This window comes from Candidatus Baltobacteraceae bacterium, assembly GCA_036488875.1.
Classification (GTDB): Bacteria; Vulcanimicrobiota; Vulcanimicrobiia; order Vulcanimicrobiales; family Vulcanimicrobiaceae; genus JAFAHZ01.
Genome location: DASXGW010000008.1, coordinates 33394 through 51087, shown reverse-complemented (window position 1 = coordinate 51087; position 17694 = coordinate 33394). Strand labels below are relative to the sequence as shown.

General features: G+C 62.2%; 19 protein-coding genes. 12 read left to right on the top strand and 7 right to left on the bottom strand.

What is annotated here, in order from left to right; genetic code table 11:
- Positions 1-2 precede the first annotated feature (2 nt).
- From polA to coaE, 6 genes are read left to right on the top strand one after another with little or no spacing between them, the layout of a single operon-like run.
- Positions 3-2630 carry a DNA polymerase I gene (gene polA / locus VGG89_10490; GenBank protein HEY1976965.1) on the top strand — a complete coding sequence of 876 codons (2628 nt, stop codon included), beginning with the start codon at positions 3-5 and terminating at the stop codon, positions 2628-2630.
- Positions 2623-3045 (top strand): DUF192 domain-containing protein, encoded by a 423-nt coding sequence (locus VGG89_10485; protein ID HEY1976964.1) that lies wholly within the window; start codon positions 2623-2625, stop codon positions 3043-3045. The genes polA and VGG89_10485 overlap by 8 nt, the downstream gene beginning before the upstream one ends.
- A gap of 5 nt (positions 3046-3050) precedes the next feature.
- On the top strand, positions 3051-3212 hold the full coding sequence (locus VGG89_10480; GenBank protein HEY1976963.1) for a hypothetical protein: 162 nt from the start codon (positions 3051-3053) through the stop codon (positions 3210-3212).
- A 12-nt stretch (positions 3213-3224) separates the two neighbouring features.
- A complete protein-coding gene (gene mutM / locus VGG89_10475; GenBank protein ID HEY1976962.1) occupies positions 3225-4037 on the top strand; it encodes a bifunctional DNA-formamidopyrimidine glycosylase/DNA-(apurinic or apyrimidinic site) lyase in 813 nt (270 codons plus the stop codon).
- A gap of 34 nt (positions 4038-4071) precedes the next feature.
- On the top strand, positions 4072-5220 hold the full coding sequence (locus VGG89_10470) for a S1 RNA-binding domain-containing protein (GenBank protein ID HEY1976961.1): 1149 nt from the start codon (positions 4072-4074) through the stop codon (positions 5218-5220).
- An 18-nt stretch (positions 5221-5238) separates the two neighbouring features.
- Complete coding sequence (gene coaE / locus VGG89_10465; protein HEY1976960.1) at positions 5239-5817, top strand: dephospho-CoA kinase; 579 nt, start codon at positions 5239-5241, stop codon at positions 5815-5817.
- On the opposite strand, the gene VGG89_10460 is transcribed toward coaE, so the two are convergent.
- Complete coding sequence (locus tag VGG89_10460; protein ID HEY1976959.1) at positions 5796-6449, bottom strand: hypothetical protein; 654 nt, start codon at positions 6447-6449, stop codon at positions 5796-5798. The two genes, coaE and VGG89_10460, sit on opposite strands and share 22 nt — an antisense overlap.
- A 233-nt stretch (positions 6450-6682) precedes the next feature.
- Here VGG89_10460 and VGG89_10455 point away from each other — a divergent pair, with 233 nt between their 5' ends.
- Positions 6683-6901 (top strand): KGG domain-containing protein, encoded by a 219-nt coding sequence (locus VGG89_10455; protein HEY1976958.1) that lies wholly within the window; start codon positions 6683-6685, stop codon positions 6899-6901.
- Positions 6902-6952: 51 nt separating this feature from the next.
- Complete coding sequence (locus VGG89_10450) at positions 6953-7270, top strand: hypothetical protein (GenBank protein HEY1976957.1); 318 nt, start codon at positions 6953-6955, stop codon at positions 7268-7270.
- 6 nt (positions 7271-7276) lie between these two features.
- Here the strand turns inward: VGG89_10450 and VGG89_10445 are convergent, their stop codons facing one another.
- The 3 genes from VGG89_10445 to lnt are packed head-to-tail and all read right to left on the bottom strand — an operon-like array spanning position 7277 to position 9798.
- Positions 7277-7759, bottom strand: coding sequence for a hypothetical protein (locus VGG89_10445; protein HEY1976956.1), 483 nt, complete (start codon positions 7757-7759; stop codon positions 7277-7279).
- 10 nt (positions 7760-7769) lie between these two features.
- Positions 7770-8333 carry a hypothetical protein gene (locus tag VGG89_10440; GenBank protein HEY1976955.1) on the bottom strand — a complete coding sequence of 188 codons (564 nt, stop codon included), beginning with the start codon at positions 8331-8333 and terminating at the stop codon, positions 7770-7772.
- Positions 8323-9798, bottom strand: a complete 1476-nt coding sequence (lnt, locus tag VGG89_10435; protein ID HEY1976954.1) for an apolipoprotein N-acyltransferase — start codon at positions 9796-9798, stop codon at positions 8323-8325. Before lnt ends, VGG89_10440 begins: the two co-directional genes overlap by 11 nt.
- Here lnt and VGG89_10430 point away from each other — a divergent pair.
- The 4 genes from VGG89_10430 (at position 9797) to VGG89_10415 (ending at position 13534) form a co-directional block, all read left to right on the top strand.
- Positions 9797-10561: a hypothetical protein gene (locus tag VGG89_10430; protein HEY1976953.1), complete on the top strand. Its 765-nt coding sequence runs from the start codon at positions 9797-9799 to the stop codon at positions 10559-10561. The two genes, lnt and VGG89_10430, sit on opposite strands and share 2 nt — an antisense overlap.
- Before the next feature lie 75 nt (positions 10562-10636).
- Positions 10637-11980, top strand: a complete 1344-nt coding sequence (locus tag VGG89_10425; GenBank protein ID HEY1976952.1) for a tetratricopeptide repeat protein — start codon at positions 10637-10639, stop codon at positions 11978-11980.
- 3 nt (positions 11981-11983) lie between these two features.
- Positions 11984-13024 (top strand): redoxin family protein, encoded by a 1041-nt coding sequence (locus VGG89_10420; protein HEY1976951.1) that lies wholly within the window; start codon positions 11984-11986, stop codon positions 13022-13024.
- Between the two features lie 201 nt (positions 13025-13225).
- Positions 13226-13534, top strand: coding sequence for an NIPSNAP family protein (locus VGG89_10415; protein ID HEY1976950.1), 309 nt, complete (start codon positions 13226-13228; stop codon positions 13532-13534).
- Here VGG89_10415 and VGG89_10410 read toward each other — a convergent pair.
- From VGG89_10410 to VGG89_10400, 3 genes are all read right to left on the bottom strand, one after another.
- Positions 13524-16025, bottom strand: coding sequence for a hypothetical protein (locus VGG89_10410; GenBank protein HEY1976949.1), 2502 nt, complete (start codon positions 16023-16025; stop codon positions 13524-13526). The genes VGG89_10415 and VGG89_10410 overlap by 11 nt on opposite strands.
- A gap of 4 nt (positions 16026-16029) precedes the next feature.
- A complete protein-coding gene (locus VGG89_10405; protein HEY1976948.1) occupies positions 16030-17127 on the bottom strand; it encodes an LptF/LptG family permease in 1098 nt (365 codons plus the stop codon).
- Positions 17128-17197: 70 nt separating this feature from the next.
- On the bottom strand, positions 17198-17671 hold the full coding sequence (locus VGG89_10400; protein ID HEY1976947.1) for a lytic transglycosylase domain-containing protein: 474 nt from the start codon (positions 17669-17671) through the stop codon (positions 17198-17200).
- Positions 17672-17694: the final 23 nt, after the last annotated feature.

Genomic DNA, 17694 nt, shown 5'->3' with positions numbered 1-17694 from the left:
TCATGAGTCTGATGCTTTTAGATACCTACGGGCTGGTCTACCGTGCTTTCTTTGCGTTGCCGGGACTGACGACCAGTAAGGGCGTTCCGATCAACGCGGCTTACGGATTCACGATGATGCTCAACAAGATCATCGCGGACGAGAAGCCCACGCACGTCATTGCGGCGTTCGATAAGGGCATGCCGGCCGACCGCGTCGCGTTGTATAAGGAATACAAAGCGCAGCGCACGGCGATGCCGGACGAGCTGCGCGGCCAGTTCGCCTTGGTGCGGCGCATTTTGGGCGTGCATCGCATTCCTATCGTCGAAATGGAGGGACAAGAGGCCGACGACGTCATCGCGACGCTCGCGCGTCAAGCCGAAGAGGCCGGCGAACAGACGATCGTCGTGACCGGCGATCTCGATCTCTTGCAAATCGTCGACGAACGCACGATCGTGCTGACGACACGCCGCGGCATCACCGAACTCGGCCGTTACGATCCGGCCGCGGTGCGCGAGCGCTTCGGCTTGGATCCGGTGCAGCTGCCGGATTATCGCGGGCTCAAAGGCGACCCCTCGGACAATCTTCCCGGCATCCCGGGCGTCGGCGAAAAGACGGCGACGAAGCTGCTGCAGGCCGCCGGATCGCTCGACGCGCTGGTCGCGCGTCCGGAGCTTGCGGGAAATCCGAAGCTGCAGAAACTCGTCGAGGAGTACGGCGAACAGGCGCGTCTTTGCCGAGCCGTTTCGATCGTGCGGCGCGATCTGCCGCTGTCGGTCGATTGGGAGGAGAGCCGCTACCAGCTTCCGCCGGATGCCGAACTCTATCCGCTCTACAGCGACCTCGAGTTCAAATCGCTGCTGGCCAAACTGCAGGCGCCGACCGGGCTGCCGCTGTTCGACACCGGGAAGCAGCTGGAGGGCACGTATCGCACGTACGCCGCTTGCGTCGATCCGCCGGAGTTCGCTCGTTTGGGAGAAGAGCTGCGCGCGATGGCTTCCTCGCCGCGCGTCGCTTTCGCCGCGCTCGACGACACGATCGGCGTGACCGATCGCTCCGGTTCGGGCGTCTCGTTTACCGTCGCGGCGTTGACGCACCAACCCGTGCGCGACGCGCTGCACGCGATCTTCGACGCAAAGGCGGCGACGGCCGCGTACGACGCAAAGCGCGTGTTGCGCGTCTTGCGCGGGCGCGGTATCGAGCGCGCACGGTTTACCGACGACGCGATGATCGCGGCGCACTTGCTCGATCCCGCGCGCGGCTTTGCCGACCTCGAGGATGCGGCCGCCGAGTTTCTGCACGCGAGCGTTCCCGCCGATGCCGCCGCTCACGCGAACGCTGCGTTCGCGCTGATCGAAACGCAGCGCGCGGCGCTCGACGAGCGCTCGCAGCTCGAGCTCTATCGCGACGTCGAGGTGCCGCTCGCCCCGATTCTCGCCGCTATGGAATCGGCGGGTATCGCGATCGATCCACGCGAGCTCGCGGTGATCGGCGAGCGGATCGACGCGGCGGCAACGCGTTTGCAAAAGCAGATCTACGATTTTTCAGGCGAAGAGTTCAACATTGGTTCGCCCAAGCAGCTCGGCGAAATTCTTTTTGGGAAGCTCGAGATTCCGGGCGGGAAGAAAACGAAGACCGGATGGGCGACGGGCGTGGAAGTGCTGCAGGGTCTCGCGCGCGAGTACCCGATCTGCGCGCTCGTGCTCGAGTGGCGCGAGGTAACGAAGCTCAAGAACACCTACGTCGACGTCATTCCAGGGCTCGTCGATCCCGGCGACAAGCGTTTGCACACGGAGTTCAATCAGACGGCGACGGCAACCGGGCGCCTCTCCTCGACCAATCCGAACCTGCAAAACATTCCGGTTCGCGGCGAGCTGGGCCGGCGCATTCGCAAAGCGTTCGTCGCGCGCGACGCCGATCACGTGCTCCTTGCCGCCGACTACAGTCAGATCGAACTGCGCCTCATGGCGCATCTCTCGGGCGACCGGGCGATGCGCGAAGCTTTCGAGCAGCGCCAAGACATTCACGACTTTACGGCACGGCAGATCTTCGCCGTCCCGCCGGACGGAGCCGTCGACGGCAATCAGCGCCGCATGGCCAAAAGCGTCAACTTCGGCTTGCTGTACGGCATGTCGGATTTCGGGCTCGCGCAGCGATTGGAGATCGGTAGAGCCGAAGCCAAGGAAATCACGGCCGCCTACTTCGCGCGGTTTCCGTCGGTGCGCGCGTATATCGACCGCACCATCGAAGAGGGACGGCGTGACGGATACGTGTCGACGATCTTGGGGCGGCGCCGCTATATGCCCGGGCTGAGCTCCGGCAACTACATGCTGCGCGCCGCGGCCGAGCGCGAGGCGACCAACGCGCCGCTTCAAGGCAGCGCCGCCGATCTCATGAAGCTCGCGATGGTGCGGATCGACCGCGCGCTGCGCGACTCCGGGCTCGATGCGGTGATGCTGCTGCAAATTCACGACGAGCTGATTTTCGAAGTACGATCGTCGAGCCGAAACGAAGTTGCGTCGCTCGTGCGCAAGCATATGGAAGCGGCGATCGCGCTCTCCGTACCGCTGGAAGTGACGTTGAAGTCGGGACGCAACTGGTACGACGTCGAGGCGATCGACGACGAAATCGCCGAGGGCGCCGTTGTTTAGCGCGTTGATTGCGGCGGTGCTCGCCGTCGTCGTAGTTCACGCACCGAAGGCCGACCTGCGGCTGGAGGTCGCGCAGACGGAGGCGCAGCGCGAACACGGACTGATGAATCGCACGTCGCTGCCCAAACACACCGGGATGATCTTCGTGTTTGCGCAAGACGACAAGGTCGCGTTCTGGATGAAGGACACGCTGATTCCACTGGACATGGTGTTCGTCGGCGCGGACGGCACCGTGCGGCTCGTGGACGCGAAGGTGGCGACGGTCGCTCCCACCCTGCCCGACGGAAAGATCCCCCTTGAGAACGGCGTCGGGAAGTACGTGATCGAGCTCCCCGCCGGCGAGGCGGCTCTAGACGGAATCGTTACCGGAACCAGGCTCAACCTAGCAGATGTTCCCTCGGTCGCATCGAACTAAGGGCCATGACGAAAAGCCTACGGCTGATGCTCTCGGACGACTCCGGTGGAACCCTGGTCGAGTATGCGCTGATCATCGCCTTGATCGCGGCAGTTGCGGTCCTGGCCGTCTTCAAGCTCGGCTCGAACAACAGTTCTACGCTAAGTAGCGCCGCGCACAGCATCTAGCCACTCGCGGCCGTGCCCGAGCTCCCTGAGGTCGAGACGATTGTACGCGGCCTCAACTTTGCTATTGTCGGGCGGCGGATAGAAACGGTCGAAATCCGGCTGCGAAAAATCGCTCAGGCACCCCCGGGTGTCTCCTTTGAACGTGCCGTGACGGGCCAGACCGTGACGGGGGTGACGCGCCGCGGAAAGTATGCCGTCCTCGAGCTCTCGGGCGGCCGCTCGCTCGTCATCAGCCTCCGAATGACCGGCCGCCTGGTGGTCGCGCGGCCGCGTCAGACCGATTTCCCCGGAACGCACGTGGTGTTGCGATTTGCCGACGGCGGCCGTCTCAGCTTCGCCGACGTGCGTACCTTCGGCCGGATGCGCCTTGTGGAACCGGGCGAACCCTGGGATCGGGACCTTGGCGTCGAGCCGTTATCTTCAGGCTTTACACAGGAAGCCTTTATCGGTATGCTGGCGGGGCGGACGACGCCGGTTAAGGCATTGCTGCTCGACCAACGGCGCATCGCGGGCATAGGAAATATCTACGCGTGCGAGGCGCTATGGGAAGCTCGGATCCGTCCGAGCCGTCCCGCTAAGGCGTTGACGAAACCAGCGATTCGCCGGTTATACCACGCCGTCGTAGACGTCTTGACCCGGGCTATCGAGCTGCGGGGGACGAGCGTCGACGACTACGTGGATGCCGATGGGCTACGGGGAGGCTTTCAAAACGTACTCTCCGTCTACGGCAGGCTCGGCGAACCGTGTCCGCGTTGCGGCGGCCCGATCGTACGAACGGTGCTGGCACAGCGGGGAACCTGGTGGTGCCGGCGATGTCAGCGGTGACGTCTGCAAAAATAAAATAATTTAAGGTAGGAACATCAACATCTCTACGACTGAAATCGCTCCCGCTCAAATAGAGGAAGATCAACTCGCACTCGAACAGCGGCTCTACGAAGAATCGCTGAAAGTCCTCGACGAGGGCCAAGTCCTCAACGGCATGGTCGTCCAAAAAGATAAGGACGAACTGCTCGTCGACGTCGGCGGAAAATCCGAAGGCGTCCTTCCGTTCCGCGAGCTCTCGCTTGCGGTCGATCCAAAAGTCATCAAGGTCGGCGACACGCTCGAAGTGATGATTCATCGCATCGACGACATGGACGGAACGCTCTTTTTATCGGAACGCCGCGCGCGCGCCCTCAAGACGTGGGAGAAAGTCATCGAAGCCCACGAACGCGATGAAGTCATCGAAGCGACCGTTACGCAAGTCGTCAAAGGCGGCGTTTTGGTCGACCTCGGCATGCGCGGATTCGTTCCGGCATCGCAGATTCGCCGTCAGCCCGTGGGCAATCTCGACGAGCTCGTCGGGCAGCGTCTGCGCTTAAAGGTGATCGATCTCGATCACAAGCGGCATCGCGTCGTTCTCTCGCAGCGCCTCGTCCTCGAGGAAGAGCTGCAAGCCAAGAAGCAGGAGCTTCTCGATACGCTCGAAGTCGGGCAGATCCGCGAAGGCGTCGTGGTTCGCCTAGCCGATTTCGGCGCGTTCGTCGACCTCGGCGGCATCGACGGCCTGATTCACAACAGCGAGCTGTCTTACGCCCGCATCAAGCATCCGTCGGAAGTCGTCAAGATCGGCGACGTCGTGCAAGTCGAAATCATGAAGTTCGACGCCGAAGCGAAGAAGGTCAGCCTCTCGCTCAAGCACACGCTTCCGGATCCTTGGGACGAGCACGCCGACAAGCTGTACGAAACGAACAAATTGACGGCGCAAGTCGTTAAGGTTACGCCGAACTATCTGCTCGTCGAAATCATCCCCGGCATCCTCGCAATGGTGCCTAAGGGCGAGTTCGACGCCTCCACGCAGTACAACCCGGGACAAGAGATCGAAGTGACGCTGTTGTCGATCAATCACACGACCCGCCGCATCACCGCCTCGATTCAGCACGTCGCCGACGTGCCGCCCGAGGAGATCGAGCAGCTCGTCGTCGAGGAGATCGACGTCGTGCCTCCTTCGGAATCGATTCCCGAGTAGCAACACCGCAGGCCGCGCTTGCGTGTCGGATTGACGGGTGGCATCGGCGCCGGTAAGAGCGCCGTTGCCAGGATCTTCGAAGATCTCGGTGCCTGCATCGTCGATACCGACGCGCTCGCGCGCGAGGCGGTGGCGCCCAACAGCGACGGTTTTATGGAGATCGCGCGCGTCTGGCCGCAAGTCGTGCGGACGGGCGCGCTCGATCGTGCCGCGCTGGCTGAAATCGTTTTCAACGATCCGACGGCGCGCGAGCGCCTCAACGCCATTTTGCATCCGCACATCCGCCGTCTGGCGATGGAGCGCGATGCGCGAGCCAAGCCCGGCCAACTCGTCGTTCACGTCGTTCCGCTGCTGTTCGAAACCGCTTACGACCGGCTGGTCGACAAGACGGTTCTCGTCGTCGCGGCCGAAGACGCGCGCATCGCCCGGATCGTTGCGCGTGACGGGATCGACGAAGCGCGCGTACGCGCGCGTATGGCGGCGCAAATCGATCCCGATGAAGCTCGCCGGCGAGCCGATTACGTCATCGAAAACGACGGCAAGTTCGATCGCCTGCGCGAACGGACGAGCGAGGTTTACCGCGCGCTTGCCGGCTGAGTGCTCAGCACCGCCCAGCGCTCGACGTTAAAGACGCGCGATCCGCCCGGCAACACGGCAACAAAACCTCGAACGAGCATCAGCGTCCCCGAGGGTGCCGCAAGCAGCCGATGAGATAACGTCGCGCTTCCGTGTTCGTCGGTCAAAATGGCGCGCTGTTCGTCGAGCCTCCCGACGAGCGTGAAATCTTCGCCGGCGCGAAGCGCGGGAAGTGTCGACGGCGACAGCGGCGGTACGAACGTAACGCGGACGCTGCTCTCCGGAACCGGAGCGTCGCCGATCAGTCGCGCACGCAGCGTGTAGGTCCCGTAGGGCGGGCTGCTGCCGTTTCCCAATAACTGATTCCAGTCGTATACCGCAAGCGTCGTCGATCCCGGCGCAAACGTGCGCGAGTGCGCGGGAAAGGCGGGAGCGACGGGCCGCGCACTTCCGGGCGAGCTCCACATCAACGTGCCGTCGGACGCGCGCAGCTCGATCGCGTACTCCGCCGGCTGGATGAAACGCAGCGACTGCGGTGTCGATGTCGGGTTTTGTACGACGACGGCGATAGGCAGCGTGTCGAGCAAATCGAGGCTCGAACGCTGTACGACCAACTTGACGGTCAGAACAGTCGCCAGAAATAGCAGGTGCAAGCGCCTGTTGATTCCCCGGACTTACGGACTAATCTTTTGGTCAATTCATCCCTGCAGAGGCGCCGAGCGAGTCATATGCAGGCCGCTTGGGAATGAATCACTTGGCCTCCCGTGTCCGGGGAGCTGCGGACCTAGCAGTTCCTGAGAAACCCGTGAGTTTACCAAGCGCTCGGATGGGAAAGAGTAACACTCGTACCCCACCCCCCTTCAGCAGATACGAGGTCCACATTATTATGGCACTGCAAGACCCTGGACCCGCCGGCGGCGGCATGAGCGTTCGCGAAGCCGGACGCCGTGGCGGCGAACGAGTCAAAGCCAAATACGGCTCCGAGTTTTATGAAGAAATCGGCCGCAAAGGCGGTGAAGCGACGAAGAGCAAGTACGGCCCGTCGTTTTACGAAGTCATCGGCCAAAAAGGCGGTCAGCGCCCGAAACGCAAGGCGTCAACCTAAATCGCTCAACTTCTCTCGACCCGACTACTTCGGCAACTGTAACAGGGACTGATGGCTGATAAGAACGACGACGCAGCGAAGCGTGAAATGTCCGTGCGCGAAGCCGGAAAAAAAGGTGGCGACACCGTACGCGATCGGTATGGTTCGACGTTCTATGAGGACATCGGACGCAAAGGTGGCAAGGCCACACGCGATCGGCACGGCGTCGAGTTCTACGAATCCATCGGTCAAAAAGGCGGAAAAGTCGTCAAAGAAAAGTACGGCTCCGACTTTTACGAAGAGATCGGCCACAAAGGCGGTCAGAAGGTCAAGAAGCTGATTGCCGAGGCGAAGAAAAAGCTGGGTGGGGGCGAGGAGCGCAAGCACTAGCCCGTTCTAACGCCGGCACGCTCCGGCACGAATGACGCGCTGCGCTTCGCGATCGACTTCCGGCGCGTCGACCGGACCGTCGGGTTGAAGCGTCATGACGAGGTTGCCTGGCGTGGTCCAGGCGACGCTCGTCGTGCTGTAATGTACCGGGTGGCAGTCGGTCAAAATGCTCGTGCTGCCAAACGCGATCGAAAAGCCTTGCTTCGGCCATTCCGATAGCAACATCGCATTGCGTCCGGCTTGATACTCCACGCCGATCCCACGATGCTCGTTGGTATCCAAGTCACCCAGCGGCGGCAGCACCGCAAACGCGATCGCTTGCGCCGGTATGTAGGGCCGGAACGCGATGTGGGTGACGACCTTCTCCAGCGCCATCGTCGTGCCGCGCCCGTCGATGAGCAGAGGCGGCGCCGATGCGTCGGAATCGGCCTTATGGCCGCCGCCGCAGGCAGATAACGCAATTGCGGCGGCGATGAGAATGCGTCGCATGCGCCACTATTCAATGGTGGAACTCGACTCCCCCCGCCACCTTCCCGAGATGAATGGTGTTCGCGTCGAAATCGACCGTAACGCCGTCGATTCGCAGCGTCTGGCTGCCCGAGTGCACGTAGACCGGATGGTCCATATGCAGCAGCTTGGCGTTGTTCGTCCAGGTAACGAGATCGGTGTCGAAAGACCGGTGCTCGGGATCGCCGATGCGTTCGACGTGCACCTTGCCGATCGCGGTGAAATCGAGCGAGTCGATGTCGAGCTGCACGTGTTCCGCGGAGATCTTGAGATACGGTTTGCCCTTTCGGTAGACGACGCCGTTGCGCACGCCGTCGACGCTTCCGGTCAAGCCGTCGGGCGACAGCTGCGCGTGCTCGTAATCGAACGTCCACGATTTCGTCGAAATGCGGTTGGTGACGACGTGACCGCCCTTGAGATTCATCGAAACCGACGACGGCAGCGGAGGGGTCGGACCGCTACCCGCGACGACGACTTCAACCACCACCCATACGATGAAGAGCGCCCCCGCGACGATCGCAATGCGTCTCCAAAGGCGCTTCTGCTTACTTGTCATGTTGCACGCGCGGCAGCACCATGAGAACGATGTAGAGAAGGACGAAGGCTAACGCGACCGGCGCCGGCCCGATGCGCGAATACACCGTCGGAACGCGCGGGCCGACCAAGCCGTCGACGACAACCATTTCCTCCATGGCGCTGCGCTTTTGCCACGTGCCGTCCGGCGCGATAATCCCGCTGATGCCCGTGGCGGCCGCGCGCACGACGTAGGCGCCGGTCTCGATCGCACGCAGCTGCGAAATCTGCGCGTGCATGTAGGGTCCCGAGGTTGTGCCGAACCACGCGTCGTCGGTGCTGACGACGAGCAGCTGCGCGCCGTCGACGATTTGCGCGTGGGCGAGATCGGCAAACGCCGACTCCCAACAAATTAGCGGCGCGATCGGCAGCGCGGTGGTGCGATAGACTCCGTCGACCTTTCCGGTGCCGAAGCGACCGCTGAGCTCGCCGACGTAGGGCAGCCATCCTAAGAAGCTGCGTCCCGGAAACGACTCGGCGAACGGCACGAGCTGACGCTTGCGGTAGACTTGATACGTTCCGTCGGGTTGCAGAACGAACAGCGCGTTGTACGCCGCGTGGCGCGTGTAGTCGATGCTCCCGGCGACGATCGTGGATTTCACTTCGCGGCTGAGACCCAGAAATGCGTGCAGCAAGGCCGGATAGCGGTTGAGATCGGTGGTGATCACCGTTTCAGGCCAGACGATCAGCTGCGGACGGCGCGCGGCGGCGGTGCGGGTGAGCATCGAGTAGCGTGAGATCGCCAAGCCGAGGCTATTCCACTTCAGCGATTGAGCGATGTTGCCTTGGACGGCAACGACGCGCGTCGCCGGAGGCGATAAGTGGCGTGCGGGCCACGCCAGCCACGCAGCCCCGGCTGCGAGCGCGGTGGCGCCAAGGGCGATCGCAAACCGGCGCCACGTGCGCCGCGCAATGGCGTCGGCGCCGTATGCGCCGATGACGCACAACGCGAACGTTATCCCGTAGGTCCCGGCGAACGCGGCGATCGCGCGCAGCGGAGAATCGGCCTGCGTGTAGCCGAGTTGATCGAACGGCGCCGCCATCACCCCGATCGACCGGAGCCATTCGAAGACGGTAAACGCGGCGGCCGCGGCCAGCGGTGCGAGTGCCGGATGTGCGTAGCGGTAAGCCAGCGCGCTCGCAATCCCAGCGAATCCCCAGAACGGTGCTTCAACAATAGCAGGACCGAACATCAAAAAAGGGCCGTAGGCACCGATGTAGTTCCCGACGGTGTGCCCTACCCAATCGAAAGCGATGGCAAAGAAGATGATGCCGGAAAACCAGCCGAGTACCGCTGCTCGTTTCCAGGAGGCACCTTGCCAGGTCCAGAACAGCGCGGCTGTTCCTAGTGGAACGACCCACGCCGCACCGATCTTCGGAAATGCTGCCGCTAACGCGACGGCCGCCGCTGCGGCAACGACGACGTCGCGCACCAGCGAGGTAGGCATGATTCGCAGACTCGGTTTCTCTCTCGTACTCGTAACGGCACTCATGATCGTGGCTTGCGGACGCCAGGTTACGCCGAATCCTCCCGGTTTGGGAGCCGGCGGCGCAAATCCCGGCTTTATGGTCGTGAAGTTTGACGTCTCTGCCCCATTCGACTTTTCGACTTACCAATATTGGGTCGTTTTCAATACGACCGCCAACGGGCTCTCGCCGGACACCAACCCCGTGCGAAATAACTGGGCGGCGTTCTCGGACGGCATTGAGGTTGGTACTTCCGGAGGCGGGGTCTACGCGCAACCCTTTCAGTTCATCAAGAATCCCACCAACCCGGCGATCCCCCCGCACTTTCAACCCTTGGGAACCACTGCGAGTCAGTTGCAATTCGTCGCAAATAGTAACGGATCGGGCACAGAGTTTACTGTGAGTTTTCAGCGTTCCATCTTCAAAAATCAAGCCACGCCGACGCCGGGTCCGACGCCGACGCCGACCGGCAGCCCGGCGCCATACGCCAAGGTCTGGACGTTCAACGCGTTCGTCACGCAAGCAAACGCGAACAATCAGCTTATCTTTGTGAACTCGATGGGCGTCGGTGGTCCGACCGACACAACGTGGGTGACCCAGCCGCCGCTTTTGATTTGCACGAACTTCGACCAAACGTACTTCGCGCTCTCGAGCGGCGATCAAATTCCCGAACCAGCGCAAATCATCAGCGTCGAGATTGCCAACAACGCCACAACGGCGCCGCCCCATACCTGTCCGCCGTAAAAAGAAACGGCGCGTGTCACACGCTCGACGGCTCGTGCATTATGTAGAGCACTGATGAACGCAGGCGTGAGATCGATGGTCGAGCCGTCCTGGGTGTACGTGTTTGGGCCATTCCGGCTCGATCCGGCACGCGGCTTGCTCACGTACGGCTCCGAAGTGGTGCCGCTGCCCGAGCGGCTGTTTGCGCTCTTGCTCGTGCTGATCCAGGCCAACGGCAGCGTCGTCAGCCGCCGGGAGCTGGCCGGAGTGATCTCGTCGGGCGAACCGGTGAGTGAAGCGAACCTCTCACAGCACGTCTACATGCTGCGCCGCATCCTAGGAGAGCGCGCCAAGGACCGTCTCTACATCATGACGGCGCACAACAAGGGCTTCCGGTTTGCCTCGCCGGTGAGCGTGGTGAATCCCACCGCCGGCGAGCCGGCGCCGGTCGTCGCTGAAGTGCGCGACGGCACGCTACTGCGCGGCGGCTTCGAGGCGTTCCGCCACTACAGCCGCGGCAGTTACTTGCTGGAACGGCGCACGGCGAACACCTTGCGGTCGTCGATCGATTATTTCGAGGCGGCGCTGGCGGTCAGTCCGGATTACTCGCCGGCGTTAGTGGGTTTGGCTCGCGCGCATTCGTACATGGCGGAGTATTGGTACGTGCCGGGGTCGTACGCGTTTCCGAAGGCCAAAGCGGCGATCGTTCGCGCGCTCAATCTCGAGCCGTCGTCGGCCACCGCGCACGCGGCCCTCTCGAACATCATGCTCTTTTGCGAGTGGGATTGGCGCGAGGCCAAGCGCGAGATCGATCGGGCCGTGCGCTTGAATCCAGATTCGATTCCGGTCTGCACCAACGCGGTGTGGTATTACGAATGCACCGGCGCCGGCGATCGCGCGCTCTCTGAAGCGCAGCACGCGCTTTCCGTCGAGCCGTCATCACCGGCGCTGCAAATTCTCTTGGGCAAAGTCCTCACGCAGGCCGGGGATTACGAGAAGGCGATCGCCTATCTCTCGCATCTCATCGAAAACGGCCCCGAGTTTGCAATCGCGCGGCGCCATCGCGCGCAGGCGCTGATTCTCGGCGGCCGGCCGGCAGACGCGGTGGTCGACCTACTCATGCTGCCGCAGGATCGCGCCGAGGATGCGGCGCTGCGTCTGCCGCTTCTCGCGCGCGCGTACGGCGACATGGGCGAAACCGAGCGCGCAAAAGAGATTTACACGATGCTTCTCGAAATGGTTCGGACGGAGTTCATCGTGTACTGGAATTTGGCCATGGTCGCGGTAGGTTTGGGGCGTAACGACGAGGCGCTCGATCATTTGGAAAGCGCGGTCGCGTGCCGAGAGCCATCGCTGCCTCTGTTGAAGAGTTCGGCGTGGTTCGCGCCGATCGCCAAGTCCGCGCGATTCAAAGGATTGCTCCGTTCGATCGGACACTGAGGCGTGGCGCGTTTGGCCGCTGCGGCGTTCGCACTGCTCCTGGCGATGTCACCCGGCGAAACGATGCTGCCGTTCGACGGCAACGCCGGCTGGCTCAACGGGCCGCCGCTAAGTCCCGCCGAGCTGCACGGTAAGGTTACGCTGGTCGACTTCTGGGAGTACACCTGCGTCAACTGTCTGCGCACGCTCCCGTACCTGCGAGAGTGGTACAAACGCTATAAGCCGTACGGCTTCACGATCGTCGGCGTACATTCGCCGGAGTTCGGCTTTTCCGGCCAGCGCGCCAACGTCGCCGCCGCGCTTCCGCGCCTTGCGGTCACCTGGCCGGTGGTGCTCGACAGCAGCTTCGCGATTTGGAAGCGGTATGGCGTCAACGCGTGGCCGACCGAGTTTCTCTTCGATCAAAATGGAAAGCTCGTCGAAAGTTCGAGCGGCGAAGGAAACTACCAGCAGACCGAAAGCAAGATTCAAGCCCTGTTGCTGGCACAAGATCCGCATCTCAAGCTCCCGCACCTCATGGCGCTCTTGCCGCAGGATAACTACGACAAGCCCGGAGCGGTGTGTTATCCGAAGTCCGACGAAGTCGTCATCGCCCGGCAAGGTATAGCCAACGCGCCTCACTTCGCCGATCCGACGCGCGACTTTGCGTATACCGATTCCGGCTCGCACGCCGACGGGAACGTGTATTTGAACGGTTACTGGCATCGCAGCGATTCGGGCGCGATTTCGGGTGGATCCGGCGGATACGCGGCGCTGCGCTATCACGCGATCGAGGTCGTTGCCGTGCTCAAACCCGAGCAGGGCAAAACGATTCGCGTCGGCGTAACGCAAGACGGCGCCCCGCTCGCCAAGACCGACGCCGGAACCGACGTTCGTTTCGACGATCACGGGAACTCGTACGTGACGGTCGACGAGCCGCGTGCGTACGTACTCGTCGAGAACGCAAAATTCGGCCAACACGAGCTGCGCCTGTCGCCCGACGGATACGGACTGGGGATCTACGACGTCGCGTTCGAATCGTGCGAGGTTCCCGGCGGGCGCTAATGCAGATGAAGGACGCCTGCGAAATCTGCGCCGCGCCGCTCGGCCTGGCCGATGAGGCGTACGTCTGCTCTTACGAGTGTACGTTTTGCGCGACGTGCGCCGGGGAACGCGACCGTAACTGTCCTAACTGCGGCGGCGAGCTGGTCGTCCGCCCACGACGTTTCAGCCAAACCTGAAGCGACCGCGCGCTACAATGCGTGGGTGAACGTCACCTGCTTGATCCGCTACCAAATCGACCCGTTTCAGACCGCGGCGTTCGAAGAATACGCGCGTAACTGGGGGACGATCGTTCCGCGCTGCGGCGGAAGCTTACTCGGCTACTTCATGCCGCACGAGGGCAGCAACGACGTCGCCTACGCGCTGATCGGCTTCGACAGCCTGGCGGCTTACGAACGGTACCGGGAGCGGTTGCGCGGCGACGACGAAGCGCGCGCGAACTTTGCCATGGCCCAAAACAAACGGCTGATCCTGCGCGAGGAACGCTCGTTCGTGAGAATCGTTAGTAGTTAAACGTACTCGGAAGGATTCCGCCGGGTTGGCCGATCGCAAACGTCGCCTGTTGGTTCGGGAACGCCAGTATGCTCAATCCAACGTTGACCGAGCGCGATGCTTCGCTATAGAGTAAGCGCACTTGATAGCAGTCTCCGATCGTGCGCGTGTAATAGAAAATCTTGTTCGAGAAGAACTCGGGGCCTTTCCACTGGATGTCCGAGACGAATTGCAGCGCGGCGTCGCGACCGAACGGCGTCGAGAGCTGCACGTTGGTCGTCTCGAATCCAAGACCCGGTCCGGGAATGTAGGCGCCCGACAACAAGACCACGGAGCGCTGCGACGGTTTTGCGGTAATTTGATAACTGACCGGCTGCGCGTTCATGTTGAGCGGGAAGTTCGTCGACCAGCCTAACGCGACGCTATAGACGTCGTCGTTGAATAGGCGTATCAGGTCCTGCGCGTTGTGGGTGTTCTGCGTCGGCTGCTGGTCGAGATATTGAAACGGCACCAGCGCCGGACCGTTGTAGTTGGCCTCGTTGTACGTCAGCGAGTTGACGATGTGCGACCCGATGGGCGTGGTCAGCGACATCTCCTGCTGGACGGCGGCTTTGAGGTCGCCCGTACCGTACGCGTATTGGTCGACGTTGACCGTCGCTTGGAAATCGCTGCCGAAGACTTTGGCCAAAGCCGGACCGAGTACGACTCCCGCGTCGGTGCGCCACGTGGCGAGGCTGGTCGTATCGACGTCCGGCGACGACGGTTCGCTGTATTCGCCGAACGTCAGCTGCGCCGACAGCGGAACGACGAAATGCTGGAAAAAGTCGTACGGCCGGACTTGGAATTCGGGGACCTTGTTGATGCCGAATCCCTGATCGGTATACGTCTTATTGTACTCCACCTGGTAGTCGGCGCCGGTCGTCGTGTAATGCATCAAGTAGTCGAACTCGGTCGTGTGCGTGAACGTCGACGAGATGTAGTTCGTCGCCGAATCGGAGATATTCAGACTGACCGCCTGGTTCAAGAACTGGTTGAACTGGCGCGTGTCGGTGAACGTGAACGTGTCGCTGCTCGACTGCGTTCCAACTGAGTTGCGGCTGAAGGAGTAGTTTTGCGACGCGCGATCGGTCTGATGGACGATCGCGCCGGTGAGGGTTTCGTTGGGCGGAATGTTCGTCAGTGCCCCGTAGTTCGACTGATACGCGAACTGGAAGTTGCCGCGCAAATGCTGGGTGAAGTTCTCTTGCTCTTGCAGCGCGGCGTTGTACGTGCGGCCGCCCTCGATCGGGTCGTTTTGCTCGTAGATGTTGATGCTGACACTGCGCCGGCCGCTGTGGGCGGCGTAGAAGCCGACGTAACCTAATCCGAGCCCCGCCTTCGTGAAATAGTTCAGGATGTAATAGCCGTAATAGTATTGATCTTTACCAAACGGGAGTTTGATCTTGATCCAGGCGCCTTCGTACTGGTCGTATCCGACCTCGGGGAACCATTGGGGGCGCTGGCGCTGATCCGTCACGGTGCGCAACGGTATGATGAGCTTGGGAAGATAGAAGACGGCTGCGGCGCCGAGCCACAGGACCGCCTTCGTGATGACGATCCTGTCGCCGGGAATCACGTCGATCGTTTTTCCAGTGACGTGATAGCCGCCGCGCGGATTTTCGCACGTCGTCAAATAGGGATCGATGCCGTGCGCGCTGCCGTCGTTATCGGTGTGCAAGTCGGTCGCGTGGAAGTGGATGAAGCCGATCTGAACGCCTTCGGCGCTTTCGCCGTTGCCGTGAATCAGCTTGGCCGTCTCGGCGATCGTGTCGAACGAGATTTCGTCGGCGGTGAGGATCGAGTCGTGCGTGTGGTTGACTAAGAACGGATGACCGGTCAGCGTGATCGTCCGGTTGCCGTCGAAGTGCGCGCGTTCGCCGACGAGTTCTTCGTCGCGATAGTAGATGTGAACGTTGCCGATGGCATCCGAGGGCTGACCTTTCTTCGTTCCGCCTTCGACACGATCTGAGATCACCGCGACGTATCCGGGCGGCAACGTCGGCACGCCGGTCGGCACGGGCGTCGGCGTGGGCGTCGCGTGTCCGGCCGGCGCGATCGGCGGCGGCGTTTCGCCGCCGCGCTCGAGGAAGATTGGAGGCCCCGATCCGGTCGGACCGGGTGTCGGCGTCGGGACCGGCGGCGGGCTCACTATGGCCGTGGACCCCGGCCGCGGCCGCGGTGTCGCGTACAGCTGGTACGTTCCGTTTCCGGTGCCGGGAATCGTATTGGGTAAACCCGGCGTCGAAACGGGACTCGCCGATGGCGACGGACTCGGCGTGACTTGCGCGACTTGTTGTTGGCTGCCGCCCGAATAGCGCTGCGCGCACGTTTGGCGGTTGAAAAGCATGAGCGCGGTCGCTGCATTACCGTCGGCGCCGGTCGGCGCCGATCCCCACGCCGGTACGGCGTTTAGCAGCGCAACGAACGATGCGATCGCGGCGACGCCGCGACTTCCCTTGCGCGAAAGAAACACCGGCTCAGCGCTCTTCCAGCCTGAGCAAGGTCACACCCACGATTCCCATGAGGGCATTTGGCAACCAGGCCGCGAGGTACGGGTTGATCGCGCCGTTGCGACCGAAGGCCGCCGCCGCCGACGTCATGAGGTAATAGACGAAGAACGCGATGATGGCCATCGCGATGCCGAGCGTCCGGCCGCGTTTGCCGAAACGCAATGCTAAGGGGAGCGCCAAGACGACGCCGATGAAGCAGGCGAACGGCCACGCGAGCTTGTCGGCGAGATTGAGCTGCAAGTTGCCCAGCGCGGTGCCGCCGATTCCCTGCGTCTCGAGCGCGTTGACCTGCTGGCGCAGCGACTTGCTGCTCATCGTCCATGGATCGTTGTTGACGTTGCTGACGAACTGCGACACCGTCTCTCCCATCGGCAAACCGATGGAGATTTCCTTGACGCGCTGTTGGTTGGTCAAATAGCCGTCGTTGTTGTAACGCGTATCGATGACGTCGTGCAGGACTAGCGAGTTCCCTCTGACCGACGCGGTTTTCGCCTGCAGCGTCTCGTTCCACGGGCCGTAGCGCGCCGGCTTGAAAATCTGCACGTCTTCCATCGTGCGGTTGTCGGTACCGACCTGCGTGACGTAGAAGACGTTGCCGGTATCCTGATCCTTGCGGAAAAACTGCGGCTCCACGGGAAGCGCGTCGGTATGGTAGATGATTTGATAGAACGTGCGCGTCGAGAGATCCACCGAAGCGGGCGCAATCCACTCGTTCATTCCGTAGGCGATCAAAAACATCACAAAGCCGAAGACCAGTGGCGCGATCGCGATGCGCACGACCGAAATGCCCGCGGTTCGCATCGCCGTGACCTCGTTGTCGCCCATCACACGACCCATCGCCAGCAGCGCGGCGAACAAGCACGCGAACGGAAACGCCATCGGAATGGCCTGCGGAACGCGAAAGATGACGAATCGCAGCACGAGGAAGAACGGCGCGTGCTGGTTGATGATGTAGTCGGCCGCGAGAAAGAAGATGTTCAACGCCCAGAACAGCAAGAACGCCGAAAACGCAAAGAGAAACGGGCCGAGCATTTCGCGCAGCAGATAGGCGTCGAGAATGGGCAAGCGCGGTAGAGCAGCGCGGACGCGAGGAAGCGGCTGCCGGTGTGTGAGCGTCGCCATTAAAGCGAAGGAGTTAGTAGTCTCGGTACGCCGTCAACACGCGGGTGACGTACGCACGAGTTTCGGCGTACGGCGGAACGCCGTGGTAACGGTCCACCGCGCCAGGACCGGCGTTGTAGGCGGCGACCGCTAGCGTGACGTTGTTATGGTACCGGCGGAGCATGGCGCCCAGATATCCCGCGCCGCACTGAACGTTCTCGACCGGGTCGAACGGATTGGCGATGCCGCACCCCGCAGAGGTCCCGGGCATGAGCTGCATGAGCCCCTGCGCTCCGGCCGTGCTCACCGCCGACGGATCCCCGGCCGATTCCGCCATCAGGACGGCGTGGACCAGGCCCTCGGGAACGCCGTTGGACTCAGAGGCGCCGGCGACCAGACCGTGGATCTGGGACGGATCGAGCGCGTGCGGCGCATAGGGGAGATACCCCGCACCGCTACAGCCGTAGAGCAGGCTCAAAAGGGCAAATATCCCGAGCAATCGCCTCATAAGGGAAGAAGTTACGCTTTCTT